The following is a 26,252-nucleotide window of genomic DNA, read 5'->3' as shown; positions in this document are numbered from 1 at the left end:
TTTCTTACGCTTTTTGTGTACCTAAATCTGCAAGTACATCTAAAATTTCTTTGTAGAACTCTTCACGCGTACCACCGCGATGAATTTCTTTATATAACTCACCATCTTGAATGAATAAAATACGTTGACAGTAACTTGCACTGTACGGATCATGCGTAACCATCATAATCGATACGCCTTGATCTTTATTTAAGTTTGTCATCGCATTAAGTAAACTCGTTGCATTTTTAGAATCAAGAGCTCCTGTTGGCTCGTCCCCTAAAATAATTGCTGGCTCATGCACAAGTGCGCGCGCTGCTGCTGAACGTTGCTTCTGTCCACCAGATACTTCAGATGGATATTTTTGAAGAATTTCTGTAATCCCTAACATATCCGCTACTTTTTCTACTTTCGGTCCAATATTTCGTGATGGAACACCTTGAAGAGAAAGTGGAAGTGCAATGTTCTCATAAATAGATAAGTTCTCTAATAAGTTAAAGTCTTGGAAGATGAATCCTAATTTTTGTGAACGGAAATCAGAAAGCTCACCTTGTTTCATTTTCGTAATATCCGTACCCGCAATTTCAACAACGCCGCCCGTTGCTTTATCAAGCGTTGAAATTACATTTAATAATGTCGTTTTACCAGAACCAGATGGTCCCATAATTCCAACAAACTCACCCTCTTGAATTGAAAATGAAACACCTTTTAACGCATGTGATTGGTTTTCACCTTTTTTACCATACACTTTTTGAACGTTTTTCACGTCTACAACTGGTTTCGTCATATATATCCTCCTACGCTTGTTTTTCCATTACCTATTTTGCGCTTTTTGGGGGTGAACTGCTATTTGTTAACATTACATTTACCTTACACTTTTGTAATATAAAAAAGGTGGGCGTGTAAGGTTCGTTTTTTCTTTTTGATCAACTTCATCGGTAAATGAAATTTTATCAGCGATTTTTCAAATATATCGGCGATTCTTCCACTTTTATCAGCGATTCCCAAAATATATCGGCGATTCTTCCACTTTTATCAGCGATTTTCAAAATATATCGACTTATCGACAAAAGATGACAATAAAAATAGACTGTTCCACAAAAGGAACAGCCCACTTCTCTCTTTATTTCTTTAAAGGTGTTACCGTCCAATACGTAATAACACGCCAAATCCATTCTAGCGGACCCATTTTAAAGATTTTCATCCAAATTACACTAAAAACAATTTGAATTGCATAAATTACGATACAAACATATAACGTCTGCATGTATGTTAAGTTTCCTGCAAAGTTAAATACACTACCTGCAATTAAGATCATTGCAGTTTGTCCAATATAATTTGTTAAAGCCATACGCCCGTAGTATTTCAGTGGTGCTAACAATGTTTGAACTAGTTTTAGCTGAAGTAATAAAATTAATGCTCCGACATAAAATGCTGAAATAATTGGTCCAACTGTAACACCAATCTTTAAAAATTGACCTGCAGCATCTATCGTTCCATCTTCATTCATGATTATCATATTTATAAATGGATCAGCAGGAACGTGTCCATATTGATACCATAACGCTGCAACACTTAAAACAAACATAATGCCTGTAAAAATAGCGACTTGTTTAATTTTCGCTGAAAGGTTTTCAAATAGTTTATACTGTCCTGCAGCAAGGCCTAATAAAATTAATCCTAATGGTAATAGTTCCTTAAAAGCCATAATACTAAAAGCTATTGTAAGGATAAGACCAATTACTAAATTCACTTCTTTTTTCGCTTTATAAAACGGTAAAACGACTAATCCACAAATTGCGTATAACGCTAATGCTTCCCCAGGCTGAAACATTTGATGAATTAAACCAAAAATAAATAGTGCAACTACGCGGCGTAGAAATAGAACGTATCCATTCTTCCCTTTTGCAATTGCTCTTGTAATAAAGATATAGAATCCTACTCCAAATAAGAATGAGAAAATCGAGAAGAAACGACCTTCTACAAATAAGTATAGAAACCTTTGATAGCTAGCATCTACTGTATTAGGATCTGGCACTTTAATATTCAGTAGTGCAAGAATATTTACTAAAATAATCCCCAGTAATGCGAAGCCACGAATGTAATCTAACTCATCAATTCGTTTGTTTGTTATATTGTTCCCCATAAAGCAACTCCTTGTCCAAAATTTAATCCTCCCTTACTCTACTGGAAATATGAGCTTGCAACTATCGGCAAACCTTACAGAAATCTTACATTATTGTCATATAGTAAAATAAAGCTTTAATCGAACTTTTGCGATACAAAATAAAACCAGGTCATATTGCGACCTGGTTTACTCTGATTGCTTTGATTTTTGCGGTTGTCCTTTTTTACTATTACGCTGTTTCACTTGCACAACCGGATCAAGCTCATTTGAAAACTCAGCGTTATGTCCATTTTGCGTTTTTTGCTCTGGATTATTTTGATCTGAACGTTTCGCCATTACATTCACTCCTTATTAGTGCGGTGTAATAATCATTTGATGTTGCAGTTGGCGAATTGCCATGCGTGCTCTATTTAATTGCTCACGTTGCTCATCATTCGCATGTTGTTGCATCGTTTGTAAATCGTTATATGCTTGTTCTAATTGTAACTGCGCATCTCCATACTCCAACGTATTGTAATGCTCTTGTCTCATACCAAGATCTAATTGTTCTTTCGCATATTCCACAGCTTGCTCCGCTTGTGTAATATACGATTCAAGTGATTGACGCTCTGCCATAATTGTCCCTCCTTGCTTCAATTCCCCTTTAGTGTGTCCCTTCCATCTCTACCTTATGAGTATGTTATAATGGATTTTGTTTCATTTTGACTCGGCTTAGGAGGGAAAGTAATGAAGGTTCAAAACCCTTTTCCATATACAAACGACAATAAACGTTATCATACATGGAATTACCATTTACGAAATGAATTTGGTGAAAAAATCTTTAAAGTTTCATTAGATGCTGGCTTCGATTGCCCGAACCGTGACGGTACAGTTGCTTATGGCGGTTGTACATTTTGCAGTGCTGCCGGATCTGGTGACTTCGCTGGCGATCGCCGCGATGATGTTATAACGCAATATCATGAAATGAAAGAAAAAATGCGCTCGAAGTGGAAAGATGGCAAATGTATCGCTTATTTCCAAGCGTACACAAATACACATGCACCACTTGAAGTGTTAAAAGAAAAATTCGAACCGCTTCTAGCAGAAAAAGACGTTGTCGGTCTTTCTATCGCAACTCGTCCAGATTGTTTGCCAGATGATGTCGTTGAATATTTAGCGGACTTAAATAAACGCACATATCTTTGGGTTGAACTTGGACTACAAACTGTTCATGAGCGCACTGCAAATCTTATTAATCGTGCGCATGATTATCCGTCTTATGTGGAAGGCGTGAATAAATTACGCAAGCACGGCATTAGAGTTTGCTCTCATATTATTAACGGTCTTCCACTTGAAGATTACAACATGATGATGGAAACAGCTCGTGAAGTAGCGAAGCTTGACGTACAAGGAATTAAAATTCATTTACTTCATTTATTAAAAGGAACGCCAATGGTGAAGCAATATGAAAAAGGACAATTAGAATTCCTATCTCTTGAAGATTACGTAAGTCTCGTTGTTGACCAACTTGAAATCATTCCAGAAGACGTAATTGTGCACCGCATCACAGGTGACGGTCCACCTGATTTAATGATTGGTCCAATGTGGAGCTTAAATAAATGGGAAGTATTAAATTCCATCGATGCAGAATTTGTACGCCGCGGAAGCTGGCAAGGAAAATATGCAAATGAGGAGAAACAACAATGAAATTAGAACGTGTATTACCGTTTGCTCGCACACTGCTGCAAACGGCAGTAAAAGAAGGCGATTACGCTGTAGATGCAACACTGGGAAATGGACATGACACTTGCTTCCTAGCTGAAATCGTTGGAGATAACGGAAAAGTATTTGGATTTGATATTCAAAAAGACGCAATTGAAAGCTCAACTATCCGTTTAAAAGAAAAAGAGCTTTTTGAACGTACTGTTTTAGTTCATGACAGTCACGATATGCTTCTATCCGTACTACCAGAAGACGCAAAAGGAAAAGTAACAGGCGCTATCTTCAACTTAGGTTACCTACCTGGCGGTGACAAACATATCGTCACAAAACCGAACTCAACAATTTCGGCAATTGAACAATTACTAGAAGTAATGGCACCTGAAGGTATCATCGTCCTTGTTATTTATCACGGACACCCAGAAGGACAAGTAGAACGCGACGCTGTTCTCAAATTTGCAGAAGAACTCGATCAAAAACAAGCTCACGTACTAAGGTACGGCTTCATTAACCAACAAAATAACCCGCCATTTATTGTGGCGATTGAGAAACGATAATATATCGACGATTTTTCAATTATATCTATCGTAACTTCGGATATATCAACGATTTTTTCGATATATCGACGATTCGACACACTATATCGACTTATCGACAAATCATAACAAAAAAAGACGTGCACTCATTGCACGTCTTTTTCTTATTCTCCTATATAATGGATGTATACAATATTTGAAGAAAGAAGGATAGAACTTTGCTAGTAGAACTAAGGGGAATTCAAAAGAAGTATGGCAAATCACTTATACTAGACAACATTGATTTATCCATTCCAGAAGGAGAGGCACTCGCTATTATTGGCGGGAACGGCACTGGAAAAAGTACTCTACTCAAAATAATTGCAGGATTTATTTCACCTACAACAGGGACACTTCAAAGAAAAGAACATATACAAATCGGTTATGTACCTGAACATTTTCCTGAAGGGATTCGTTTTACATTAGAGGCTTATCTATATCATCTCGGCCACATTCACGGTTTATCAACAAAATATTTAAAAGATAAAATTCCGATGCTTCTTGAATCTTTTCATTTACATCATGCAAGGCATTCCGTTGTACGAAACTTTTCAAAAGGTATGAAACAAAAAACAGGCATTATGCAAGCATTGCTTACGGACGTCCATTTATTAATTTTAGATGAACCGCTTTCTGGGCTCGATCCTAACTCTCAGCAAGAACTAGAACATATTTTACTCTCATTAAAACAACAAGGAATATCTATACTCTTCACATGTCACGAAAAGCAACTACTAGAAAACTTCGCCGATAGAATTGTGACGTTAGCAAATCATACAATCACGGAAGATATCTCTGTGCAAAAATCAGCAGAACAAGTCTATATTGAAGCAATCGTTCATGAAACATTTTCAGCGATAGAACTACGGAAACAATTAGGATTTATACACGTTACACACAATTCAAATCAAAACCTTATTCAATTACAAATAAAAAAAGAATATACAAACGAAATGCTTCAGTTTTTATTACATAAAAAGGCATCTATCACACTGCTACAACCTAACTTTTAAATCGAAAGAAGGTTTCTTATGTTTGCTCTTATTCGTTACCATTTTCTCGACTATACAAAATCATATAAGTACGTACCTCCTATTGCGATGTACTTTGTGAGCTTACTTTTTGTATATACATATAAACCGACTCCTATTGTACCGACATACTTAGAAACAGCACTCGCACTTTACTTAGTATCCGCCTGGATTACGGTTACGATTTTCCATACGGAAGATCCTGTACAAGAACAAATCACCATTTCACATACAAATAATATTTCCGCACTATATGTTGGTAAATATATTACGGCTCTTCTCATTTGTACTGTGTTATCTTTTATATCTGTAATCTATCCAATTATTTTGCAAATGTTTAATGAAGAAATGACAGTTTCTTTATTTTTAGTCGGATTTCTCGCTCATATGTCTTTCTCTATACTTGGAATTTCAATCGCAACTTTATTTACTAGAAATATGATTCCAAAAGCAAGCACCGCTTGGCTTAGCCTTACATTCATATTACTTATAACGATCGCCTCAATCCGGTTTAAAAAGGAGTTACTATGGTTTTTACCACCTGTCGAAAGCTTTCTAATGCTTGGTCAATACAAATATAATATACTGACTCACACGCTATGGCTCACAGCTTGGGCTATCGTATATTCATTTTTATTACTTACTTTATTTCTTTTTATCGTTCGCAAAAAACGTTTTTAATTACATATTAAAGGAGACGAAACAATGATTGGAATACTAGCAGGAATGGGGCCAAAATCAACTGGACCATTCGTCGATACAGTTGTAGCACAGTGTCAAACAATATACGGAGCAAAGCATGATATGGACTTTCCTCATATGATGATTTATTCGTGCCCAACACCGTTTTATATGGATCGGCCTATTGATCACGAGGCGATGAAAAAAGCAATTATTGAAGGGGCACAAAAACTTGAAAGTACTGGTGTAGAATTTATCGCTATGCCGTGCAATACGGCGCATCTTTATTTTGAGGAATTACAGCATTCTCTGTCCATTCCGATTTTAAATATCGTCGATGAGACGTTACAAGCAATTCCTAAAAATACAAAAAGAATCGCTCTTCTCGCAACAGAAGCGACAATTCAAGCTGGTATTTATCAAGACGGGATTGCAAAACGTAATATAAAGTACATTCATTATGAAAAATGGCAGACAACAATTAATCAAATTATTACCTATATTAAATCTGGAGAAGTTGAAGCAGCTCGAGAATTATGGAATGCGCTCGTTTCACAGTTAAAAGATGAAGTAGATACCGCTATTATCGCATGTACTGATTTGAATGCTGTGGCGAATGAGGATTTTGTTGATTCTGCTCAATGTCTTGCTGAGGCGGTTGTTAGGATGTATGTAGAAAATATAAGGAGGTCCAAATGAACATACCTTTTGAAATGGGCTACACATTTGACGAAACCCTTAGAGAAAAACCTATATCCCTTGCTGAAATGAAACAAGGGATTGCATTTTTGAAAGAACATTTACATGAAGGTTCATTATATGGAAAGAGCTGCGGATTAATTGGCGTTTATGAACGAATCGCTGGCAATCTTCCTGAAAGTAAATATTACTTACAGGCGGCAATTGAATATTACACACAAACGGACAACATTAAAGGGATTTTTATTAACAAACTTCGTCTTGCACATACATATCATTGGGAAAGAAAATTTCCTGCTGCAAATGCACTCTTTACGGAACTTCTACAAACACTACCAGACTTACCCGCCTATGAAGACTTCTTCTACCAACATTACGGAAAAAGTAAATTAGATGAAGGTCACTTCCATACTGCCTTATCTTATTTTCAAAAGGCACTTCAAATCAGACTACAAAAAGGAAATGAAGAGTTGATTCACTCAACTAAGCTTTGTATTACATATTGTATGTCTCACCGATGAAAACTCCTAAAACTTTTAACATTTTTCACAATTCCTTCAAAATATCCACACTTAATCTCGCTATATTAAAATGAGGAATCTATTCATATAGGGAAGGTTAGGGGAACTGAAAGTATGAAAGTAAATCGTTCGCTTCATTACATTTTTTGGCGTTGGCATTTTTATGCTGGGCTTTTTATTACGCCGCTTCTTATTACGTTGTCACTGAGCGGGATTGGGTATTTATTTCGGGAAGAGGTTGAAGATTTCATCTATAAAGATTTATATTTTGGAAAGAGCGCCCAAGCAGAATCTATTTCAATGTCTGATTCTATTTCCTTAACAGAGAAAAAATATCCACATTATAGTGTGGCGAAAATTAGTGAGTTTAATGGGGATTATAATACGAGACTTACGATTGCAAATGAATATACGGGGCAACAAAAATTTGTGTATTTAGATAGCAATAATCAAATTGTTGGAGATCAAAATGCAAGTGAAACGTTTGCCAATATATTGAGGGAATTACATAGTTCTCTTTTAGTTGGTGGCACTGTCGTCAACTATACTGTAGAACTTGCGGCATGCTGGACAATCTTTTTAATCGTAACCGGATTGTACATGAGTATACGCCAATTCAAAAACACACCATCATCCAATAAGCGAGAAAAAGCAAAAAGACGTCATTCTATTATCGGTATTATATTTACAATTCCTCTCTTTCTGCTAGTCGCATCTGGATTGCCATGGTCAGGATTTATGGGGAACCAAATTTATAAAATCGCATCGTCGAATGAATCAATTGGGTACCCGAAATTATATATGGCACCGCCTGAATCAAAGGTAAAAGAATTGCCATGGGCAACAAGAAAAGAAGCTCCTCCTGAATCGAATTCAAATGAACCGAAAGCAATTTCTGTCGATGAATTACAAAAAGGAATTGAAATAAAGAAGCCATATGTTATCTCACTACCAGCTGATCCGAAAGGTGTATTCACTATTTCGAAATCGAGCGGTTCTGGTATTACAGGTATGGATGTGGCACCAAATGAAGAAATAACAGCTTATTTTGATCAATATAGCGGAGAACTTATTTCCAAAACAGACTATCGTGATTATGGCTTATTTGCACAATGGTTCACTTACGGTATCCCGCTTCACGAAGGTCATTTATTCGGATGGCCAAATAAAATATTATGCTTACTAACGACATTATCTTTATTACTTCTCATTTATTACGGAATAAAAATGTGGTTCGCAAGAAAGCCGAAAGGAAAATTAGCAGCACCACCAAAGCAAAGAGATAAGAAAAGCATAATCGTTTTCTTTATCATGATGGTTATACTAGGCGCTGTCATGCCTTTATTCGGACTATCTTTTTTAGTTATTTTCGCGATTGAACTTCTTATATATGTATTTTCAAAAATACGATCATAATAAAAAGCATTTGTACTCTCGTGTACAAATGCTTTTTATTTACTATTCGTTTGTTTCTTTCTATTACTCATTAAGAAAACAATATCTATAATAATAATTGCACCAATTAACACTTGTGGCACATAATCCATCATAGTAGGACCACTTGGCCTATTTAACATCATATACATTCCCATCACAAATGAAATTGATAATAAAATTAAAAGTGTAATTTCAATGTGATCATATAGATTTCGAAAAACACGCTTCATTCCCACCACCCCTTTACCATATTATAACAAGAAAACCACTCTACAAGAGTGGTTTTCTTCATCACTGCGCCATTTTCTTTCGGTACATCTTCCCGTTCCAATAGAAGAATCGTGAAGTGAGGCCTCCGTACTTTACAATGCGCCTTGCCATTTTGTGCATATTCTTTTGTGCTGATACTTTTTGATCTGATAAATAAATACCAAGTAACCCTCGGCTTATGAGACGATGAAATTTCGCATGAGGCAAATCACCAATGCTCTTCTCTGCTTCTTCTACAAAGTGTTTCATACGATCTAATATAGCTTGCTCGTTTTCATAATAACTACAGAAATTCAAATCCCCGCCCATACGGTCTTCTTCTTGATCGATGAAATAATCAAGTAAAATGTGAAGTCCTTGTACGTAAGGGAAATACCCTTGTCTAATTTTCGCAATATCTTCATCATGTAACTCATCATGAAATGCATATGCGACAAGACAAAAGATTCCAAGCGTAGAACCGGCACATGCTGAAAATTCAAACCAACTCATCTCTGGTAAGTTTTCTTTATGTGCTTCAAACCATTTTTGTAAGCGTGGTTCTCTTTCTTCTAACTTCACGTGTTTATGAATTTGCAAATCACAATAATAACAAGCCAGTTCATGAAGAACAGGAGCAATTTTGTCATAGTGCTTCGTTTTCTTTAAAACGTCTTGGCATGTTTCAACAAGTTCATCTAAATAACCACCATCATCTTGATCATCACGATAACGATAATAATTACCGCCACCTTCTACTTCAGGTGATAATGCCATTAACATCGATTCATGCAGTGCGGCAAAATCATTTGGATCAAGTGATGTACTGCGATCACATAAATTATCTAAATAGTCGCTGATCGTTTGATACGCTACGATAAAACGAATACATTCCTCTCGGTGTTCATCTGCTAATAGCGCTAAAATGCCTCCGCCTTCGCAATGAAACGTTTTATGCTCAATACTTGCGATTGCCTGACTATGAAGCTCATCATTCGGAATATGGTAGGCACGCTCTTTCCACATCGCTAGCTCATGGTGTACAACCGGAAACACATCACGGTATACTTTCGCCATGAGCGTTATGGGATTACTCGGTACGTTCACTTCTTCCTTCATCTCCTCTATTCAATGTACAAATAATTTACTTATTTGTTTCTATTATGTTATTGATGCGTATTTCAGTAAATGACTGAATATAATTCAAAATTTCATCACGCTCATACTCGTTTAATAACTCGTGATAACAATTCGGCCATTCTTTAAAAGCCTTATCACTTATTTTAACATTATCAAACCAAGTGCGGACACGTATTTTATCTACAAGTTTATCCTCACAAGCTTGCATTAGCAAGAGCGGAACATCTGGAAAATCATCTATTTTCTTATGAGCAATTTCGATAGACTTAATCAATTCACTATACCAACGTACTGATACTTTGCGCAAGAACAATGAATCATTCTCCATCGCGTCTCGAACTTCATGATTACGAGTAGACATTTCCACTGTAAGATTCGTTGCAAATTGCAGTTTTGGAGCGATAATATTTAATATTTTTGAAGCAACTTGAAGCGGTGCAGAAGGTCCAGCTACTACGCCTAAACATGGCGAACTTAAAATAATGCCTTCTACATCTTCTCTCTTCGTTTCTTGCATCATACGAATAACAATAAGACCGCCCATACTATGACCGAATATAAAAATAGGTAACCGATACTTTCTTGCCTCTTTCACCCATAATTTAACTTCCTCTATGTATTCATCAAACGAATCAATATGTCCTCTATTTCTTGAAGTCGTTCCATGTGACGGAAGGTCCCCCATCACGACGTGGTAGCCGCTATGATTCCACATTTCCGCAACTGCTTCGTAACGTCCGTGATATTCCATTGCGCCGTGCACGATAACAACGACAGCTTTCGCTTCCTCTGCTTCATAATTCCACATACGGCTCTCCTCCATTTCACTCTTTCTTATAATTTGATACACTGAAACTAGTCTCTAGGAAAGGAAGGCTTTACATGATATACCCTTATAAAGAAAAAAATCCGAAAATTGCGAGTAGTGCTTTTATCGCTGATTATGTTACCATTACAGGCGACGTTTCCATTGGCAAAGAATCAAGTATTTGGTTTAATACCGTCATACGTGGTGATGTTTCACCAACAATCATTGGAGACCGAGTAAATGTACAAGACCAATGTACACTTCACCAAAGCCCACAGTATCCTCTTATTTTAGAAGATGACGTTACAGTTGGGCATCAAGTTATTTTACATAGCTGTCATATTAAAAAAGATGCTTTAATTGGAATGGGATCTATTATATTAGATGGTGCTGAAATTGGCGAAGGAGCCTTTATCGGCGCTGGAAGCCTCGTTTCACAAGGAAAGAAAATTCCACCAAACACGTTAGCTTTCGGTCGCCCAGCTAAAGTCGTTCGTGAGTTAACAGAGGAAGACCGTAAAGACATGGAGCGCATTCGCACACAATATGTTGAAAAAGGCCAGTATTATAAATCATTACAGAAGTAACTTTTCCAGCTGCCATTAAAGTGGCAGCTTTTTATATAAAAACTAACTTTTTCTTTACAAAACATTATTACTCCCTCAATAAAATCTTATTAAAATAAAAGCTAATATCTCCATATATATGTAAACGAGGGAGGAGAATTTTCATGAAGGTCAGTGGACTGTATAAAATAGAATGTTACATTTTCAAAGGAATTAACCGATACTTTGATCAAAAAACATTAAATATTTTTTTCAGCAATATTACTCATATCGGTGGTGCTACTTTCTCAATCGCACTCACACTTTTCTTTTTAATTTTTGCAAAAGGGACTTTGCATCAAGCTGCAATCGCAACTGCTATTTCTTTAGCAATTAGCCATATTCCTGTACAAATATTAAAAAGATGGTATCCACGAAAACGCCCTTATTTAACAATTCAGGATGCGAAATATCCAGTCCATCCATTAAAAGACCACTCTTTCCCGTCTGGTCATACAACAGCCGTTTTCTCTGTCTTCATTCCATTTATTTGCTATAATCCAAACTTACTTGTTTTTCTATTACCTTTAGCATTATGCATCGGTATTTCTCGTATTTATTTAGGGCTTCACTATCCGTCTGATGTATTTGTCGGTATGTGCCTCGGCACTTGCTCTGGCATCATCTCTTTTTATCAATTCATCCCACTTTTCACATAAAGGAGTGATATGATGAGAGTCGCCATTTTTACCGATACTTTTACACCACAAGTCAACGGGGTTGCGAAAACATTAGAACGATTAACACGTTATTTTCAGAAAGAAAAGATCGCCTATTCTGTTTTCGCCCCTCAGCATACAGCTGAAGATGATTTCGTAGCTAATGTGAACAAGATGAGAAGTATCCCGTTAACAATATTATATCCAGAATGCCGCTTTTCTTTTCCTACTCCGCGTATTAAACGGGAACTTCTTTCCTTTAAACCTGACATTTTTCACATTGCTACACCTTTCAACATGGGACTTTGTGGATTGTATTATGCAAAAAAATTAAACATCCCAGTTGTCGGTTCTTATCATACTGATTTCGATGCTTATTTACGCTATTACAAAATCGAATTTCTCTCTAATATGCTTTGGAACTATTTAAAATGGTTTCATAGTCATATGCAAAAAAATTTCGTTCCTTCCTTTGAAACGTTACACCAACTAAAAAACAAAGGTTTTCAGGCCCTCTCCATATGGGGACGTGGTGTAGATTGCACACTCTTTCATCCATCTTACAATACAGACCTATTCCGAAAAAAATATAATATTACAGCGAAGTATGTCCTTTCCTATGTTGGACGGATTGCTCCTGAAAAAGATATTGATACGTTGCAACATCTTATCGTGAAAACAGCGCATACTCGAAACGACATTCATTGGCTCATCGCAGGAGACGGTCCGCTAGCAACAAATTTGCGTGAAGCTGTTCCGAGTGCAAATATCACTTTTACTGGATATTTACAAGGGAAGGATTTAGCTGAAGCATATGCTTGTTCTAACATCATGGTATTTCCATCCGCTACTGAAACGTTCGGAAATGTCGTTCTAGAATCACTTGCATGTGGTACACCTGTCATTGGTGCAAATAGTGGCGGAGTAAAAAATATTATTACGGATGGAAAAACGGGAGTTCTTTGTCCGCCCAAAAATGAGGACGCATTTCTATCATCCATTTACTCTTTATTGCAAAATGAAACGCAACTTATGCAAATGGGCATAGCGGCTTCGTCTTATGCCCAATCAAAAAGCTGGGATGAGATCTTTCGTGGCTTACTTGACCAATATGAAACAGTCCTTCAGCACACCGCATCAGAATTACTCGCCTAAACAGAAAAACTCCCTTCAAAAAACGAAGGGAGTTTATTACACAGTTATAAATTTTAGTTTACTAAATGATACACAAGGTGAAATATCTATTTATTTTCATATTCATTATAACAAAAAGACACATAAATAAACAGACTTGTAATAAAAACCCATAAAAATTAATATATGGTTATACAGTATTTTTACTGTATGATGATTTTAAGAGATTCCCCTTAAAATCAACTTACTCACATACCTTTATACAGTAATTGTTCCCCAATTTCTGTATATCAAAAAAACCTTTCATTCATTTGAAAGGTCTTTTTGAGCCTGCACATACTCTTCTTTCGTATTCACATTTATAAACCAATCTGCATTCGCTTGTACATCTTCACCAGCAATATATTTCACATTACATTGTAATAAAAGCTGACCCATACTTCTTTTTTCTTCCTGAAGCAAAGCATAAATCTTTTCTTTCACACGGTTATGATACGCTGCAAGTAACGGTTGTTTCCTTCCATTAATAATAGGGACAACTGCATCATATTCATTACTCGTTTGCTCTAGTAAAATGGTAAACCATTCTTGTGAAACATTTGGCGCATCGCAAGGCATAATAGCATACCAATCTGCTTCTATATATTCCATTCCTGATACAATGCCAGCAAGTGGTCCATTTCCTTTATAATGCGGAATATCTTCTATAACTGGAACTTGTACAAGTTCCTCTACTCGTTCTTTTATATCGGAGTGACTAATGACTACAACTTCTTGCAACGCAGTCGTCATCACTTTCACAATATGCTCTATAAAAGTACTACCTTGCCAGCTCGCTAATGCTTTCGGCTCACCGAATCTACTCGACATACCTCCTGCCAATACAATTCCAGCATACTTACTCATTGGCGATGCAGCTCAAATGTAATATGACCTAATTCCGGTAAAATTAATTTATTCATCGCAAGGCGAACTGCTCCGCTAGACCCTGGCATGGAAAAGACAACTTTGCGCCCAATTGTACCGCCAATCGCTCTACTTAACATTGCGCTGCTTCCGATATCTTCTAAATAACTAATCATGCGGAACAACTCACCGAATCCAACAATTTCTTTATCTAATAACGCTGATACTGCTTCAATCGTCACATCACGTTTCGTAATGCCCGTACCGCCATTTGTTAACACGACATCAACATCTTCCTTATGATAACCAGCTAGCACCGCTTGCTGAATACTTTCTTTATCATCTTTTACAATTTCATAAGAGGTTACTGTATGCCCTGCTTCTTTTAATAATTCATGTAATAGTTGTCCGCTCTTGTCCGTCTCTTCTGTACGTGTATCAGAAATCGTCACGATCTTGCAGCGCACTTCTTTTGGCGCTTGTTTTTTATGTTCATTAACACTCATTTTTCATCTTTCCTTTCATTTAACTTTGTAAAATTATGTATAAATCAAAGAATTCAATATGATACAATATAAGTATATTTATCCATATAAAGGAGCTTTATATGATTCAAAATATGAAACGATACGTACCCATTATACCATTCCTAATTATATTATCCCTTTTTCAATGTATCGCTTACGGGTTTGATATTAACTTTTTAAAATTGTATGTGCTTATGCCTGATGGTGGTATTCGTTACTATTTGACTAGCATATTAATTCCTCTCGTACTTGCCTACATAGTAGATTTTATATTTAAACGTTCTATCTCTAAATAAGGAGGTCTACATATTATGGAACTTTACAAAAAACTAACAACAACATTCATCCTCTTATTCGTCGCTTCCATTACTGTTGGCTTTTCTCTAAAAGGCGCAATTCCATACGCTACATTAGTAAGCATTATATTCGCAACACTATTTTTACTAAGCAGTGCCTTTTGCGCGGGTAAAGCACGTCAAATGAAAGGTTGATTACATATGTTCCAAAAGAAACCAATCCTTTGCAAATCATGTAAAAAAGAAATCCAAACGTATGAAAAAGCATGGATTCATATGCCCTTTCCGACAAGTGGCATGACGAATATGAAAAAGTATATTGAGCTAGACGGCGAAGTGTATTGTAGCTCATGCATTCAAATTGTAAGTAAAACAAAATAAAAAAAGCTTTGCGCTCACCGCGCAAAGCTTTTTTTCATATATTATAGACCAGCTTGCTCTTTTAAAGCTGCAGCTTTGTCTGTACGTTCCCATGTTAGATCTACATCAGTACGTCCGAAGTGGCCATAAGCTGCTGTTTGTTTGTAAATTGGGCGACGTAAGTCTAGCATTTTAATAATACCAGCTGGGCGAAGATCGAAGTTGTTACGAACTAGTTCTACTAGTACGTCTTCAGATACTTTACCAGTGCCGAATGTATCAACTGAAATTGATACTGGTTGTGCTACACCGATTGCGTATGCAAGTTGTACTTCTGCTTTATCAGCAAGACCAGCTGCTACGATATTTTTCGCAACATAACGAGCTGCATATGCTGCTGAACGGTCAACTTTCGTTGCATCTTTACCAGAGAATGCACCGCCACCGTGGCGAGCGTATCCACCGTAAGTATCAACGATGATTTTACGTCCTGTTAAACCAGCATCACCTTGTGGTCCACCAATTACGAAGCGACCAGTTGGGTTAATGAAGAATTTCGTTTCTCCATCCATTAATTCTGCTGGAACTACAGCTTTAATTACATGCTCTTTTAAATCGCGATCGATTTCTTCCCATGTAACATCTGGATGATGCTGTGTAGAAATTACGATTGTATCTACACGTACAGGTTTACCATTTTCATCATACTCAACTGTAACTTGCGTTTTTCCATCCGGGCGTAAGTATGATAATGTATCATCTTTACGTACTTCAGTTAAACGGCGAGCTAATTTGTGAGCAAGCGAGATTGGAAGTGGCATTAACTCTTGTGTCTCATTACATGCGAAACCAAACATTAAACCTTGGTCTCCTGCACCAATTGCCTCAATCTCAGCGTCAGTCATTTGACCTTCGCGTGCTTCTAGCGCTTGGTCAACACCCATAGCGATGTCAGCAGATTGCTCATCGATAGATGTTAAAACTGCACAAGTTTCTGCATCGAATCCGTATTTTGCGCGTGTGTAACCAATGCCTTGAATTGTTTCACGAACGATTTTTGGAATATCTACGTAAGTAGAAGTCGTAATTTCCCCCGCTACCAATACTAAACCAGTTGTTACAGTTGTTTCACAAGCTACACGTGCATTTGCGTCTTTTGATAAGATCGCATCTAAAATTGAATCAGAAATTTGGTCACAAATTTTATCTGGGTGTCCTTCAGTTACAGACTCAGATGTGAACAGATGACGTTTTTTTGTCATGTGGTAAACCTCCCTACAGTAATTGTATATATTGTACGGAACTCATCCTTAATTTGCCACAAACTGCGACATACATTTATTCTCCCACAAGCATACAGAAAAACCTTTCCTACTTTACATAGAGGAAAGGTTTAATTTGCTACTTGCATACTGCTTTTTGCCCTTCGCTCTTATCGTTCGAGACCTGTAGCCTCGCACAGGTTTTAGCACCTATTCACCTGTATTTACCACTACAAATGAGGTTGCTGGGCTTCATCGGGCCTGTCCCTCCGCCAGCTCGGGATAAGAGAGTATCCGTCCCAACCTATACTAAAGAAATGATATTCATTTGTCAATTAATATTCACATTTTCCTGAAAGTTTTTCTCAATACGCCTGGAATGAAATATTAATAAGGAAATAATGCATTCACACAAACAAAAAGAAATAAATAGTATACATTATTTATATAATTGTGTTATACTCTTGTTGGGGATTACGAGAAATATTTCATTAAATGAAAAGGATGGTATATAAATATGAGTACTGTGAATGTCCAAATTGGTTTACACGAATTATTGAACGGAAGCAATGCACAGATTCAACTAAGTGTTCCGCAATTAGTGGAAAAAGTATTAATGCGAAATGAAGGGAAATTAACTTCTACTGGTGCCGTTTCTGCTTCAACAGGAAAATATACAGGACGTTCTCCTAAAGATAAATTTATTGTGAAAGAAGCATCGGTTGCTGACAAAATTGCTTGGGGAGCAGTGAATCAACCGATTTCTGAAGAACATTTTAATAAATTATATACTAAAGTTTTAGAATACTTAAAAGAAAAAGAAGAGTTATTCGTCTTCAATGGATTTGCAGGCGCTGACCGCAATTACCGCCTACCAATTCAAGTTATTAACGAATATGCATGGCACAATTTATTTGTACATCAATTATTCATTCGTCCAACTGAAGAAGAATTAACAACTCATGAATCAGAGTTCACAATTGTTTCTGCACCGAATTTCAAAGCTGATCCAGCTGTTGACGGTACAAACTCTGAAGCATTCATTATGGTTTCATTCGAAAAACGTATCGTACTAATTGGTGGTACAGAATACGCTGGAGAAATGAAAAAATCAATCTTCTCTATTATGAACTTCTTATTACCTGAACAAGATATTCTTTCTATGCATTGCTCTGCAAACGTAGGTGAAGAAGGCGACGTAGCACTATTCTTCGGTTTATCTGGAACAGGTAAAACAACATTATCTGCTGATCCAAACCGTAAATTAATCGGTGATGATGAGCATGGCTGGTCTGATAACGGTGTATTCAATATTGAAGGCGGTTGCTACGCAAAATGTGTAAACCTTTCTCACGAGAAAGAACCACAAATTTTCGATGCAATCAAATTTGGATCTGTTTTAGAAAACGTTATCATTAATGACCAAACGCGTATCGCAGACTACAACGATACTACTTTAACAGAAAATACTCGTGCTGCATACCCTATGCATGCGATCGACAATATCGTACTGCCAAGTGTTGCTGGACACCCAAATACAATCATTTTCTTAACTGCTGATGCATCTGGCGTATTGCCTCCAATCAGCAAGTTATCAAAAGAACAAGCTATGTATCATTTCTTAAGTGGTTATACTAGTAAACTAGCAGGAACAGAGCGCGGCGTTACATCACCGCAAGCAACATTCTCAACTTGCTTCGGTTCACCATTCTTACCACTTGATGCATCTCGCTATGCTGAAATGCTTGGTGAAAAAATCGAGAAACACGATGCGAAAGTATTCTTAGTAAACACTGGCTGGACTGGTGGCGAATACGGCGTTGGTAAACGTATGAACTTAGGTTACACTCGTGCAATGATTCAAGCAGCATTAAGCGGCGAACTTGCGAAAACAGAAACAGCTAAACATGACATCTTCGGTCTTGAAGTTCCACTTCACGTACCAGGTGTACCTGACGAAGTGTTAATGCCTGAACAAACTTGGGCTGATAAAGCTGCTTATAAAGCAAAAGCAATCGAGCTTGCGAGCGAATTCAAAGAGAACTTCAAAAAGTTCGACAGCGTTTCTGAAAATATTATTAACTTAGGCGGTCCAATCGCTTAAGTACAAACTTTCTGTTGGAATAACCCTTTTACTCATATGAATAAGTGTCGTGTAACCGTAAAGTTTCGCGTACTCACCGACAAAACCCAATGCGGCTTAACGGTTACACACACTTACATAAAAAAGAAGCTTACGTTTTTACGTAAGCTTCTTTCTATATCTTCTCTCTTCATCCATGATGTAGTTCGGAAAAAATACAGAAAATTCGTTTTATAATCATTCACTTTTCGTTTTTTATGATCAAATTTACATATACAGGAAAGGAGGAGGCCTATGAAAAATTTTTCTCGTACAGGAAAAATTTTATTCAGTTACGGAGCAATCCAAATGTTTTGGGGACTTGTGATGCTTAACGTTAATTTATTTCAGCAAAGTGAAACGATAAAATACATTATTCTATTTACCGGTATAATTTGTTGTATTATATCCAGCTTTTTTAAAGAACCTAAGAATCATACTAATAAGTGATTTCATGTTAACTTATTGGAAGCAGAAACCTGTATTTTGTGCAAAGTTTTGCTTCCTACCGTACTATCCATCACTGAATCACTTATCCCAGAATAAACCCATTTCCACAGAGACAAATCATGGTTCAAACATATAAATTATATCCCTACTCACTACATCTATCTGGTTTCACATCGTATGGGCCTAAAAAAGTCCCTGACCGCTTCTATCCTTCGCCGGATCCTCTATTCCATCTAAAAGAGGCTTTTATCTTTTTATCTTTTTATCTCTTCGTTAATTCTTCCTCGTCTTTCATACTATAGTAGCCTAAATTCACAACGATTAAGAAATAGCCACCCAGAATCCCTACTGCAAATGCCCACATAACCATGTGGTGCTCAATTTCGTACATAATAACAGCACCCAAAATAGCAGCTGCAAAACGATTAAACATACCGAGCGTCGGTGCTTTCGTTTTCTTTACGATACTATCTCCAAGCTTCTCAATTCGTCTCCCTAAAAGCCAAACACAATACATACTTACGATAAGTCCAATTCCAGCACCTAAAAAGTGTGCTGAAAACGGTGTTAACATCCAGCCTAGTAAAAGAAAACCTAGTAAATAATACGATTGAATTTTAAACGATCTTAATGACATACTAATCATGCTGTTCTCCTCTTCAGTAATTTTTATCTATCCAACAAAAGCTGTATAACTCAGTTCTTTCGAGTTCATACTACTTAAAATTCATTTCACTCAAATTAAAAACAACATAAACAGTTTGTTTATGTTGTTTTTAATGTTTTCAGGAAATAATATTATACAAGATTTCAAACATCATATTCTCATAATTTGTGACGTTTTTCCAAACATTTTTCGTCCATTTATGAAAAAAATGATATCAATCTATGAACATACGGATATGATGTAATAAGCACACAAATAAAGGGGGCGTCTAATGATTTATTTTTTAATGGCTCTCATTCACCTCATTATCCCTGCACTTATTGGACTTTCATTGTATTGGTACACGAAAAATCACAGTATTTTTTACGCTGTCCTCGGTGTTCTTCTTCCAGGTATTATTCTTATCACACTCTTCCGTATTCCATTTTTAAACTTAATTCCTCTTATTACTGCTATCTTATTTCTCGTCTTCTTACCAAAAATAAAAAAATAGGAAAGCAGATCATAGGTGATCTGTTTTCCTATTTTGATATAGGTTCCCCCCAATAGAATGAGCTTTTACTTTCTCCAATTTCACAAACCATAGACCGAAGAAAATAATAATGCCACCGATTATTTGTTGAAACGATACATATTCATTTGCCCATACAGCTGCAAATAAAACAGCTACAAGCGGTGTTATATACATATATACCATCGTATGTGACGCGCCAATTTTTTGAATGCCAACATACCACATTACTAAACCAAATACTGTTACAAAGAAAATGGAATATAGTAAAGCGAATAGTGTCATTCCGTGTGTAATGTGAAATGGCATTATAAATACATGTGGTCCACTTAACAATAAAAGTGGAATCGCGCCAACTAATGCTGACCATGCGGTAACACGTAGTGCTGAATATTTTTTAATTAATGGACCCGCTAAAACAGGATAAAGTCCCCAGCATATTGATGTAATAAGTCCAATTCCATTCCCGTAAAAAGAACTAGTAAGTGAATGCCCTGCTACTAAAACTAATGCGGCACCACCAAAGGCAATAATAGAACCGATGAGCTTTCGAGAAGAAAACTTTTCTTGTTTCAAAAAAATAGCAAATACAGTTGTAAAAATAGGTGAAATAGAAATGAGTAATGAGGCATTTGTAGCGGACGTATATTTGACAGTTTCCATAAACAATGTTTGATACAGTATAATACCTACAACGCTAACGATGATTAACCTAGGTATATCCTTTCGCTCCATATAAACCGACTTTTCAATAAAAAATGTAAGGAGTAACATAAGCGGTGCCGCCGATATCATCCGAAGTGCAGTAAACTCAATTGCTGTAAATTCTAAAAGTCCATATTTTGCAATCGTAAAATTGATCCCCCAAATAATAACGACTGTTAAAATTAAAAACTCAATCCCCCATCTTCTCATGCGTATCCCCTCCGCAAATAAGATTATACAGAAAATTCAATCATATGTACATTTCATTATGTGAAAAAATCTTCTTATTGTCTGGAGTGAACCCGAATAGTGGTACATGAAATTATATCGGCGATTTTTTAAATATATCAACTTATCAACAAAAAACGACAATAATAGCGACTCCTACAATAAAAAAGGTGGTTCCAAAACACATTTTGGAACCACCTTTCCTCTATTACACTCGAACGTGTAACTTCATACTTGGATTATAAAATTGACTCGGACTCTTCAGCTGAAAAGTTCCTCCACCTTCATGCCAATCAACTGTTAATTTATCATCCATAAATACAAGCTTTGTGCGATCTGCAATAAAATTCATTGTGCTAGATTCGATATCCACATCGCGCTCATCTTTTTCTGCTACAGCTACTAAATCGATAATTCCGCTCATGACACAACCGCAACCTTCATTATCGTAAAATAACTTTATATATTTCGCTTCATTTGGAATCGTATCCATAATCTTTTTATATGCTGCTTCTGTTACAGTAACGTACATATGTTAATGCTCATCCTCTCTCGTATCATTCATATATTGTACCACTATTTTTCTAAAACATCGTATACAGAAAATTAAGACTAATATACAATATATGTCATAAAGGAGGTTGTATCACTTATGTTCAAATTACTGCGATACCCCATCTTCTTAGGTCTACTCGGTAGCTTTTTTACTTCTAGCGGAATGGTATTACAACATATACTTCCCTATTCTCCTTCTATTGGCTGGATTTCAGGTTTTATTTGTTTCCTATCCGCTTCCTATTTTGCGATGAAAAATAAGAAAAATTAACAAGGCTGGAATTCTTTTAAGCAGGAGACACAAACATGTCACTCATCGCTAGAATTCTCCCCCATTTTTGAAATCTAGACATACAATACGATCGACCACACAAAAATATAGAATTCATAATATATATATAGTAGTTCTATTTTTAAAAATAGATTTTCAAAATATAGAAAGGAGAGCGTACATGTACCCACGTAATTGTTTTAGTTGCGACGGCAGACGTAACAGTGGTTCTAACGGAAACACTGGGCCTACTGGTAGCACGGGACCTACTGGCATCACTGGACCCACTGGCAGTACTGGACCTTCTGGCTCTGTCGGGCCTTCCGGAGCTGGTTTTCAAAGTACTACCGCCTTTAGTCTAGCAGCCGCTCCCACCTATAAAAAAGGACAAGTTGTCACTTATACGAGCAGCGGCTATGTTGTAAAAAAGGATGCACCTCAAGGATTTCCAAATGTATCTCCAGATTATATCGTATTAGTAGAAAGTGGGCCTACCGGGAACACTGGACCTTCCGGCATTACCGGACCGACCGGGAATACTGGATCTACTGGCAACACCGGACCTTCTGGCATTACTGGACCGACCGGGAATACTGGATCTACTGGCAACACCGGACCTTCTGGCATTACCGGACCGACCGGGAGCACCGGACCGACTGGCATTACCGGACCGACCGGGAATACTGGATCTACTGGCAACACCGGACCGACTGGCATTACCGGACCGACTGGCATTACCGGACCGACCGGGAATACTGGATCTACTGGCAACACCGGGCCTTCTGGGAGCACCGGACCTTCTGGGAGCACCGGACCGACTGGGAGCACCGGGCCGACTGGGAGCACCGGGTCGACTGGGAGCACCGGACCGACTGGCACCGCGGGTAGTGCATCAGCAAAAAGTATTGTTTTTCAAGGAACAAATGCTGGCTTTCAACGTATAGCGGGTTCTCCTGGAATTGACTCCAATGTTATTCCGTATGTCACTGCTGGAGCCGGTAGTATAGTTGGATTTGCTGCGTCTATAAATATAAATAACTTACCTGCTGCTGTTTATACGATTGATATTTGCAGGAATGTCCCTACAAACCTCTCAGTTCCTACCTCTAGCTACATCCTGTCTACTATTACTTTAACTACTACTGACAAAGTTACCGGAACTATTGTATTTTCAATTAAACCGACGGATACTGGATCAGGACAAATTCAAGTGTTTAATCCGACTCCAGCGGTGGGTCCCGCTACTGTAACTTGGACGAGCGTTACGACTGGAAACCCCATTTCGAGAGGAGATGCTATATCCCTTTATATTACCCCTGGCATTACTGCAAGTGCTGTATATTCAATTTTTCTAATCACTAATATTTAGTTCCTTCTTAACAGTACTTTATTTAACAAAAGGGAGATCACTCTCAAATAAGTGATCTCCCTTTTTAAAATAGTTTTTCATGATATCGGCAACATAACCTTCACTGTCGTTCCAACCCCAACTTCACTTTCAAAACTCACTTTACCGTTGTGGTCTTTAATAATTTTTTCTGTAACTACTAAACCTAAACCTGTTCCTGTTTCTTTCGTTGTGTAAAAAGCTTCATTTAGCTTCGGAATTTTGTCTTTTGGAATGCCGCAACCCTCATCCTTAACTTGGACAATGATTGCATCTTCTACAGTCACCTTAATCGTAATCGTTCCACCAACTGACATTGCTTCAATCGCATTTTTAATTAAGTTAAAAAATACTTGCTTTAATCGTTTTTCATCGCATGTAATCGATGGTATGTCTTTACTATAAATACCTTGTATGTGCACTCCTTGCTTTAAAGCAGGCTTCCCCATAACTCGAATAACATAAGCGATAATTTCTTCTATATTATGAATTTCTGCTTCTGGTGATTTAGATTTCTCAAATCCACTAAGTTCTGTAGCGATTGTATGAATTCGTTCTACTTCTTGTTTCATAATATCACTATATATTTTATCCTCAGGATATTTATTCGCTTGCTTATTCACAAATTTATCTAAATTCGCTAGAGGTCCTCTAATTTTGTAGCCAATAACTGTTGCCATTTTCCCAACAGTTGCTAGTTTTTCTGTTTGTTCTATTTCTTTATCCATCATCTCAAGCGTGCGAACGTAAGATTGAAACCTTAAAAACATGATCCAACATATGATAGTAAATACGCTATATAATGCCATCGGGATTAAAACGAGTGACGATTGAATGATGATTCCTATAAGAGCATATTTCCCAACAAGTATCCCCGTAACTAACCAAAAATACCTTTTGTTCACAAAAATTGGTGCAAATAAAATAAAAAATCCTTCTACTATATTTCCACCATCAAACTCAGCGTCACTACCGTAATAAATCATAAAATTATGGATAAAATCTAATAGATTATATCCAATTAGAATAATATATTTTACTGCAAATGGATTTCTCCATTTCATAAAGTATATTCCAGTGCAAAATAAAATCACCATCAAAAAATAGAGCCATAACCCTAAACCATCTTCAAATTGTCCTACTCCTTCTTGCTCTCCTCCTATTAAAGGTACAATAAATTCATAGGCAAGATCGTATACAAAAAATATAATGAAAAATAAACTTAAAAATATTTTCAGTGCCTTCATTTCTTCATTTTTAAATATATCGTCTTTATTCATATGGTAACTCCTAGCTTTTCTCCCTCTTGGATTTCATTATTTCCACATTGCTTCGGGAGCATGATATCTATTCTAGTTCCAATATCTCTTTCACTTGAAATATGTAATTCACCTAGATGCTGCTCAGTAACAAGCCGATTCGCCACCGTAAGGCCTAGACCAATTTTATCTTGTTTCGTTGTATAAAAGGGCTCTTTCACACGAGCTAAATTTTCTTTCTTAATACCGTAACCATTATCAATTACACTTAGCATTACATAATCTCGTCCTTTATTTTCTAACCGTAACTCTAATGTGCCACCTTGCTCCATCGCCTCCAGAGCATTTTTTATGACATATAGAAAGACTCCTCTTATTTTCCGCTCATCACATTCAACTTCTATCGTCTTTTCTTCCACATTAGAAATAAACTGAACGCTAGATTCATTCATTTTTTCACGAACAATTGTTACTGCTTGTAATGCAATTTCACCTATATTATGTTTCTTATAAACAGAAGGTTTACATGTAGCAACTTCCATTAACTCACTTATCATATTATTCATATTTTCTATTTCAAAAATCATCTGTTTGTAAATAGGGTCCTCTCCATGCTTCTCTCGTTGTAATTGCGTAAACCCTTTTAATGAAGCAAGTGGATTTTTAATTTCATGTCCTACAGTCGCTGCCATTTTTCCGATTACTGCTAACTTTTGTGATTCACTAGCAATCTTAATACTTTTCTTTACCGCTGAAAGGTATTGTATAAATCGATTTAAAATGATGTATGCCGCTATTAATACGAGTGTATACATAATGAGGAACATAAACGCTTTTACTTCCTCTAATACAAATAAATAAATTAAATATTTCCCTATAATGGTGACAAGTACGCACACAAAAAATCTTTTATTTATAAATATAGGCACAAAGAAAATAAGTATAATTTCTATTATATTCGTTGCCTCAAATACCACCTTATTATAAAGAATATACGAAAGTATATTAACGATTTCTATCCCTATGTATACGAATATATATGTATATTTCACAAGATTTGCTTTTTCTCTTTTCACTAAGTATATATTCACGCATAGTATTGCTACTCCACATAAAACTTGCCACATTCCTCTATGCCAGTTTTCTATTAATGCTTTATTTTCTAGTACGATGGCATAAGAACCTTGGTATACACCAACCGTGACATACAACACCCATAAAAAAATTTTTGCATTCCTTTCTTCTTCTTTATATGATAGAAAACTTCCTTTCACTTCAACACCCCTTCAAAACAATATCTCGAAGAATACCATTTATTATAATAAATGATTTTCATAGACAAACAAAGATAAATCGAACATTTGAGGAAAATCATCCCAATAAAGCAAAGCATCTTCAGACT

General features: G+C 36.6%; 33 protein-coding genes and 1 riboswitch. Of the genes, 18 read left to right on the top strand and 15 right to left on the bottom strand.

Annotated elements, in window-relative coordinates; all coding sequences use genetic code 11:
* Positions 1-4: 4 nt before the first annotated feature.
* The 4 genes from FOT98_RS20565 to FOT98_RS20550 all read right to left on the bottom strand — a co-directional run bounded on the left by FOT98_RS20565 (position 5) and on the right by FOT98_RS20550 (position 2,722).
* Complete coding sequence (locus FOT98_RS20565; protein ID WP_063262136.1) at positions 5-766, bottom strand: ABC transporter ATP-binding protein; 762 nt, start codon at positions 764-766, stop codon at positions 5-7.
* A 336-nt stretch (positions 767-1,102) separates the two neighbouring features.
* The gene (locus FOT98_RS20560; RefSeq protein ID WP_063262137.1) at positions 1,103-2,125 is read right to left on the bottom strand and encodes a DUF418 domain-containing protein; all 1,023 of its coding nucleotides are present in this window, start codon (positions 2,123-2,125) and stop codon (positions 1,103-1,105) included.
* Between the two features lie 168 nt (positions 2,126-2,293).
* The gene (locus tag FOT98_RS20555; RefSeq protein ID WP_001129344.1) at positions 2,294-2,443 is read right to left on the bottom strand and encodes a hypothetical protein; all 150 of its coding nucleotides are present in this window, start codon (positions 2,441-2,443) and stop codon (positions 2,294-2,296) included.
* A gap of 15 nt (positions 2,444-2,458) precedes the next feature.
* Positions 2,459-2,722 (bottom strand): YtzC family protein, encoded by a 264-nt coding sequence (locus FOT98_RS20550; RefSeq protein WP_061676783.1) that lies wholly within the window; start codon positions 2,720-2,722, stop codon positions 2,459-2,461.
* 111 nt (positions 2,723-2,833) lie between these two features.
* Here FOT98_RS20550 and mnmL point away from each other — a divergent pair, with 111 nt between their 5' ends.
* From mnmL to FOT98_RS20510, 7 genes are all read left to right on the top strand, one after another.
* Complete coding sequence (gene mnmL / locus FOT98_RS20545; RefSeq protein ID WP_063262138.1) at positions 2,834-3,793, top strand: tRNA modification radical SAM protein MnmL/YtqA; 960 nt, start codon at positions 2,834-2,836, stop codon at positions 3,791-3,793.
* Entirely contained in the window at positions 3,790-4,362 is a 573-nt protein-coding gene (gene mnmM / locus FOT98_RS20540) for a tRNA 5-(aminomethyl)-2-thiouridylate-methyltransferase MnmM (RefSeq protein ID WP_063262139.1), read from the top strand. Before mnmL ends, mnmM begins: the two co-directional genes overlap by 4 nt.
* A 197-nt stretch (positions 4,363-4,559) precedes the next feature.
* The gene (locus FOT98_RS20530) at positions 4,560-5,393 is read left to right on the top strand and encodes an ABC transporter ATP-binding protein (RefSeq protein ID WP_063262140.1); all 834 of its coding nucleotides are present in this window, start codon (positions 4,560-4,562) and stop codon (positions 5,391-5,393) included.
* An 18-nt stretch (positions 5,394-5,411) separates the two neighbouring features.
* Positions 5,412-6,092: a hypothetical protein gene (locus FOT98_RS20525; RefSeq protein WP_063262141.1), complete on the top strand. Its 681-nt coding sequence runs from the start codon at positions 5,412-5,414 to the stop codon at positions 6,090-6,092.
* A 24-nt stretch (positions 6,093-6,116) separates the two neighbouring features.
* The gene (locus FOT98_RS20520) at positions 6,117-6,791 is read left to right on the top strand and encodes an aspartate/glutamate racemase family protein (protein ID WP_063262142.1); all 675 of its coding nucleotides are present in this window, start codon (positions 6,117-6,119) and stop codon (positions 6,789-6,791) included.
* Positions 6,788-7,312 carry a hypothetical protein gene (locus FOT98_RS20515; RefSeq protein WP_063262143.1) on the top strand — a complete coding sequence of 175 codons (525 nt, stop codon included), beginning with the start codon at positions 6,788-6,790 and terminating at the stop codon, positions 7,310-7,312. The genes FOT98_RS20520 and FOT98_RS20515 overlap by 4 nt, the downstream gene beginning before the upstream one ends.
* Before the next feature lie 114 nt (positions 7,313-7,426).
* Positions 7,427-8,728 (top strand): PepSY-associated TM helix domain-containing protein, encoded by a 1,302-nt coding sequence (locus FOT98_RS20510; RefSeq protein WP_063262144.1) that lies wholly within the window; start codon positions 7,427-7,429, stop codon positions 8,726-8,728.
* Between the two features lie 35 nt (positions 8,729-8,763).
* On the opposite strand, the gene FOT98_RS20505 is transcribed toward FOT98_RS20510, so the two are convergent.
* The 3 genes from FOT98_RS20505 to FOT98_RS20495 all read right to left on the bottom strand — a co-directional run bounded on the left by FOT98_RS20505 (position 8,764) and on the right by FOT98_RS20495 (position 10,946).
* The gene (locus tag FOT98_RS20505; protein WP_063262145.1) at positions 8,764-8,979 is read right to left on the bottom strand and encodes a hypothetical protein; all 216 of its coding nucleotides are present in this window, start codon (positions 8,977-8,979) and stop codon (positions 8,764-8,766) included.
* Positions 8,980-9,040: 61 nt separating this feature from the next.
* On the bottom strand, positions 9,041-10,105 hold the full coding sequence (locus tag FOT98_RS20500) for a tetraprenyl-beta-curcumene synthase family protein (protein WP_061676775.1): 1,065 nt from the start codon (positions 10,103-10,105) through the stop codon (positions 9,041-9,043).
* 37 nt (positions 10,106-10,142) lie between these two features.
* A complete protein-coding gene (locus FOT98_RS20495) occupies positions 10,143-10,946 on the bottom strand; it encodes an alpha/beta hydrolase (RefSeq protein WP_063262146.1) in 804 nt (267 codons plus the stop codon).
* A 74-nt stretch (positions 10,947-11,020) separates the two neighbouring features.
* Between FOT98_RS20495 and FOT98_RS20490 the strand changes: the two genes are divergently transcribed.
* From FOT98_RS20490 to FOT98_RS20480, 3 genes are all read left to right on the top strand, one after another.
* Positions 11,021-11,533, top strand: coding sequence for a gamma carbonic anhydrase (locus tag FOT98_RS20490; protein WP_063262147.1), 513 nt, complete (start codon positions 11,021-11,023; stop codon positions 11,531-11,533).
* 143 nt (positions 11,534-11,676) lie between these two features.
* Positions 11,677-12,210: a phosphatase PAP2 family protein gene (locus tag FOT98_RS20485; RefSeq protein ID WP_063262148.1), complete on the top strand. Its 534-nt coding sequence runs from the start codon at positions 11,677-11,679 to the stop codon at positions 12,208-12,210.
* Between the two features lie 12 nt (positions 12,211-12,222).
* Positions 12,223-13,365, top strand: coding sequence for a glycosyltransferase family 4 protein (locus FOT98_RS20480; RefSeq protein ID WP_063262149.1), 1,143 nt, complete (start codon positions 12,223-12,225; stop codon positions 13,363-13,365).
* A 282-nt stretch (positions 13,366-13,647) separates the two neighbouring features.
* Here FOT98_RS20480 and FOT98_RS20475 read toward each other — a convergent pair whose 3' ends face one another.
* On the bottom strand, positions 13,648-14,250 hold the full coding sequence (locus tag FOT98_RS20475) for a molybdenum cofactor guanylyltransferase (protein ID WP_063262150.1): 603 nt from the start codon (positions 14,248-14,250) through the stop codon (positions 13,648-13,650).
* A complete protein-coding gene (locus FOT98_RS20470; protein WP_063262151.1) occupies positions 14,247-14,756 on the bottom strand; it encodes a MogA/MoaB family molybdenum cofactor biosynthesis protein in 510 nt (169 codons plus the stop codon). Before FOT98_RS20470 ends, FOT98_RS20475 begins: the two co-directional genes overlap by 4 nt.
* A 101-nt stretch (positions 14,757-14,857) precedes the next feature.
* Here FOT98_RS20470 and FOT98_RS20465 point away from each other — a divergent pair, with 101 nt between their 5' ends.
* Genes FOT98_RS20465 through FOT98_RS20455 form a run of 3 tightly spaced genes read left to right on the top strand, consistent with a single transcriptional unit; the run spans position 14,858 to position 15,454 of the window.
* Complete coding sequence (locus FOT98_RS20465; RefSeq protein WP_080467723.1) at positions 14,858-15,073, top strand: hypothetical protein; 216 nt, start codon at positions 14,858-14,860, stop codon at positions 15,071-15,073.
* Positions 15,074-15,088: 15 nt separating this feature from the next.
* Positions 15,089-15,268, top strand: coding sequence for a hypothetical protein (locus FOT98_RS20460; RefSeq protein ID WP_000424805.1), 180 nt, complete (start codon positions 15,089-15,091; stop codon positions 15,266-15,268).
* A gap of 6 nt (positions 15,269-15,274) precedes the next feature.
* Positions 15,275-15,454: a hypothetical protein gene (locus FOT98_RS20455; protein WP_063262152.1), complete on the top strand. Its 180-nt coding sequence runs from the start codon at positions 15,275-15,277 to the stop codon at positions 15,452-15,454.
* A 41-nt stretch (positions 15,455-15,495) separates the two neighbouring features.
* Here the strand turns inward: FOT98_RS20455 and metK are convergent, their stop codons facing one another.
* Entirely contained in the window at positions 15,496-16,695 is a 1,200-nt protein-coding gene (metK, locus tag FOT98_RS20450) for a methionine adenosyltransferase (RefSeq protein ID WP_000163118.1), read from the bottom strand.
* 167 nt (positions 16,696-16,862) lie between these two features.
* Positions 16,863-16,984: riboswitch (SAM riboswitch) on the bottom strand.
* A 228-nt stretch (positions 16,985-17,212) separates the two neighbouring features.
* Between metK and pckA the strand changes: the two genes are divergently transcribed.
* Positions 17,213-18,799 carry a phosphoenolpyruvate carboxykinase (ATP) gene (gene pckA, locus FOT98_RS20445; RefSeq protein ID WP_000108821.1) on the top strand — a complete coding sequence of 529 codons (1,587 nt, stop codon included), beginning with the start codon at positions 17,213-17,215 and terminating at the stop codon, positions 18,797-18,799.
* 273 nt (positions 18,800-19,072) lie between these two features.
* The gene (locus FOT98_RS20440) at positions 19,073-19,267 is read left to right on the top strand and encodes a hypothetical protein (RefSeq protein WP_063262153.1); all 195 of its coding nucleotides are present in this window, start codon (positions 19,073-19,075) and stop codon (positions 19,265-19,267) included.
* Between the two features lie 262 nt (positions 19,268-19,529).
* On the opposite strand, the gene FOT98_RS20435 is transcribed toward FOT98_RS20440, so the two are convergent.
* Positions 19,530-19,913: an ATP synthase subunit I gene (locus tag FOT98_RS20435; RefSeq protein WP_063262154.1), complete on the bottom strand. Its 384-nt coding sequence runs from the start codon at positions 19,911-19,913 to the stop codon at positions 19,530-19,532.
* Positions 19,914-20,205: 292 nt separating this feature from the next.
* Between FOT98_RS20435 and FOT98_RS20430 the strand changes: the two genes are divergently transcribed.
* Entirely contained in the window at positions 20,206-20,427 is a 222-nt protein-coding gene (locus FOT98_RS20430) for a hypothetical protein (RefSeq protein WP_000639043.1), read from the top strand.
* A 9-nt stretch (positions 20,428-20,436) separates the two neighbouring features.
* Here FOT98_RS20430 and FOT98_RS20425 read toward each other — a convergent pair whose 3' ends face one another.
* Both FOT98_RS20425 and FOT98_RS20420 read right to left on the bottom strand, forming a co-directional pair.
* Entirely contained in the window at positions 20,437-21,360 is a 924-nt protein-coding gene (locus tag FOT98_RS20425; RefSeq protein ID WP_063262155.1) for a DMT family transporter, read from the bottom strand.
* Between the two features lie 226 nt (positions 21,361-21,586).
* Positions 21,587-21,910, bottom strand: a complete 324-nt coding sequence (locus FOT98_RS20420; protein WP_063262156.1) for an iron-sulfur cluster biosynthesis family protein — start codon at positions 21,908-21,910, stop codon at positions 21,587-21,589.
* 120 nt (positions 21,911-22,030) lie between these two features.
* Between FOT98_RS20420 and FOT98_RS32475 the strand changes: the two genes are divergently transcribed.
* Together FOT98_RS32475 and FOT98_RS20415 are read left to right on the top strand one after the other, a co-directional pair.
* Positions 22,031-22,204: a hypothetical protein gene (locus FOT98_RS32475; protein WP_080467724.1), complete on the top strand. Its 174-nt coding sequence runs from the start codon at positions 22,031-22,033 to the stop codon at positions 22,202-22,204.
* A gap of 181 nt (positions 22,205-22,385) precedes the next feature.
* Entirely contained in the window at positions 22,386-23,573 is a 1,188-nt protein-coding gene (locus FOT98_RS20415; protein ID WP_144291127.1) for a collagen-like domain-containing protein, read from the top strand.
* A gap of 77 nt (positions 23,574-23,650) precedes the next feature.
* On the opposite strand, the gene FOT98_RS20410 is transcribed toward FOT98_RS20415, so the two are convergent.
* Together FOT98_RS20410 and FOT98_RS20405 are read right to left on the bottom strand one after the other, a co-directional pair.
* Positions 23,651-24,871, bottom strand: coding sequence for an ATP-binding protein (locus FOT98_RS20410; RefSeq protein WP_063262086.1), 1,221 nt, complete (start codon positions 24,869-24,871; stop codon positions 23,651-23,653).
* Complete coding sequence (locus FOT98_RS20405) at positions 24,868-26,124, bottom strand: ATP-binding protein (protein WP_063262087.1); 1,257 nt, start codon at positions 26,122-26,124, stop codon at positions 24,868-24,870. Before FOT98_RS20405 ends, FOT98_RS20410 begins: the two co-directional genes overlap by 4 nt.
* Positions 26,125-26,252 lie beyond the last annotated feature (128 nt).

This window comes from Bacillus sp. HY001, from assembly GCF_007558965.1.
Classification (GTDB): Bacteria; Bacillota; Bacilli; order Bacillales; family Bacillaceae_G; genus Bacillus_A; species Bacillus_A mobilis.
The sequence above is the reverse complement of the archived record's forward strand: the minus strand, read 5'-3'. Positions and strand labels throughout refer to the sequence as shown.

Excerpts from the sequence above, each read along its gene's own strand:
- FOT98_RS20565 (WP_063262136.1), bottom strand. The coding sequence starts at position 766 with ATGACGAAACCAGTTGTAGACGTGAAAAACGTTCAAAAAGTGTATGGT.
- FOT98_RS20560 (WP_063262137.1), bottom strand. The coding sequence starts at position 2,125 with ATGGGGAACAATATAACAAACAAACGAATTGATGAGTTAGATTACATT.
- FOT98_RS20555 (WP_001129344.1), bottom strand. The coding sequence starts at position 2,443 with ATGGCGAAACGTTCAGATCAAAATAATCCAGAGCAAAAAACGCAAAAT.
- FOT98_RS20550 (WP_061676783.1), bottom strand. The coding sequence starts at position 2,722 with ATGGCAGAGCGTCAATCACTTGAATCGTATATTACACAAGCGGAGCAA.
- mnmL (WP_063262138.1), top strand. The coding sequence starts at position 2,834 with ATGAAGGTTCAAAACCCTTTTCCATATACAAACGACAATAAACGTTAT.
- mnmM (WP_063262139.1), top strand. The coding sequence starts at position 3,790 with ATGAAATTAGAACGTGTATTACCGTTTGCTCGCACACTGCTGCAAACG.
- FOT98_RS20525 (WP_063262141.1), top strand. The coding sequence starts at position 5,412 with ATGTTTGCTCTTATTCGTTACCATTTTCTCGACTATACAAAATCATAT.
- FOT98_RS20520 (WP_063262142.1), top strand. The coding sequence starts at position 6,117 with ATGATTGGAATACTAGCAGGAATGGGGCCAAAATCAACTGGACCATTC.
- FOT98_RS20515 (WP_063262143.1), top strand. The coding sequence starts at position 6,788 with ATGAACATACCTTTTGAAATGGGCTACACATTTGACGAAACCCTTAGA.
- FOT98_RS20510 (WP_063262144.1), top strand. The coding sequence starts at position 7,427 with ATGAAAGTAAATCGTTCGCTTCATTACATTTTTTGGCGTTGGCATTTT.
- FOT98_RS20505 (WP_063262145.1), bottom strand. The coding sequence starts at position 8,979 with ATGAAGCGTGTTTTTCGAAATCTATATGATCACATTGAAATTACACTT.
- FOT98_RS20495 (WP_063262146.1), bottom strand. The coding sequence starts at position 10,946 with ATGTGGAATTATGAAGCAGAGGAAGCGAAAGCTGTCGTTGTTATCGTG.
- FOT98_RS20490 (WP_063262147.1), top strand. The coding sequence starts at position 11,021 with ATGATATACCCTTATAAAGAAAAAAATCCGAAAATTGCGAGTAGTGCT.
- FOT98_RS20485 (WP_063262148.1), top strand. The coding sequence starts at position 11,677 with ATGAAGGTCAGTGGACTGTATAAAATAGAATGTTACATTTTCAAAGGA.
- FOT98_RS20480 (WP_063262149.1), top strand. The coding sequence starts at position 12,223 with ATGAGAGTCGCCATTTTTACCGATACTTTTACACCACAAGTCAACGGG.
- FOT98_RS20475 (WP_063262150.1), bottom strand. The coding sequence starts at position 14,250 with ATGAGTAAGTATGCTGGAATTGTATTGGCAGGAGGTATGTCGAGTAGA.
- FOT98_RS20470 (WP_063262151.1), bottom strand. The coding sequence starts at position 14,756 with ATGAGTGTTAATGAACATAAAAAACAAGCGCCAAAAGAAGTGCGCTGC.
- FOT98_RS20465 (WP_080467723.1), top strand. The coding sequence starts at position 14,858 with ATGATTCAAAATATGAAACGATACGTACCCATTATACCATTCCTAATT.
- FOT98_RS20460 (WP_000424805.1), top strand. The coding sequence starts at position 15,089 with ATGGAACTTTACAAAAAACTAACAACAACATTCATCCTCTTATTCGTC.
- FOT98_RS20455 (WP_063262152.1), top strand. The coding sequence starts at position 15,275 with ATGTTCCAAAAGAAACCAATCCTTTGCAAATCATGTAAAAAAGAAATC.
- metK (WP_000163118.1), bottom strand. The coding sequence starts at position 16,695 with ATGACAAAAAAACGTCATCTGTTCACATCTGAGTCTGTAACTGAAGGA.
- pckA (WP_000108821.1), top strand. The coding sequence starts at position 17,213 with ATGAGTACTGTGAATGTCCAAATTGGTTTACACGAATTATTGAACGGA.
- FOT98_RS20440 (WP_063262153.1), top strand. The coding sequence starts at position 19,073 with ATGAAAAATTTTTCTCGTACAGGAAAAATTTTATTCAGTTACGGAGCA.
- FOT98_RS20435 (WP_063262154.1), bottom strand. The coding sequence starts at position 19,913 with ATGATTAGTATGTCATTAAGATCGTTTAAAATTCAATCGTATTATTTA.
- FOT98_RS20430 (WP_000639043.1), top strand. The coding sequence starts at position 20,206 with ATGATTTATTTTTTAATGGCTCTCATTCACCTCATTATCCCTGCACTT.
- FOT98_RS20425 (WP_063262155.1), bottom strand. The coding sequence starts at position 21,360 with ATGAGAAGATGGGGGATTGAGTTTTTAATTTTAACAGTCGTTATTATT.
- FOT98_RS20420 (WP_063262156.1), bottom strand. The coding sequence starts at position 21,910 with ATGTACGTTACTGTAACAGAAGCAGCATATAAAAAGATTATGGATACG.
- FOT98_RS32475 (WP_080467724.1), top strand. The coding sequence starts at position 22,031 with ATGTTCAAATTACTGCGATACCCCATCTTCTTAGGTCTACTCGGTAGC.
- FOT98_RS20415 (WP_144291127.1), top strand. The coding sequence starts at position 22,386 with ATGTACCCACGTAATTGTTTTAGTTGCGACGGCAGACGTAACAGTGGT.
- FOT98_RS20410 (WP_063262086.1), bottom strand. The coding sequence starts at position 24,871 with ATGAATAAAGACGATATATTTAAAAATGAAGAAATGAAGGCACTGAAA.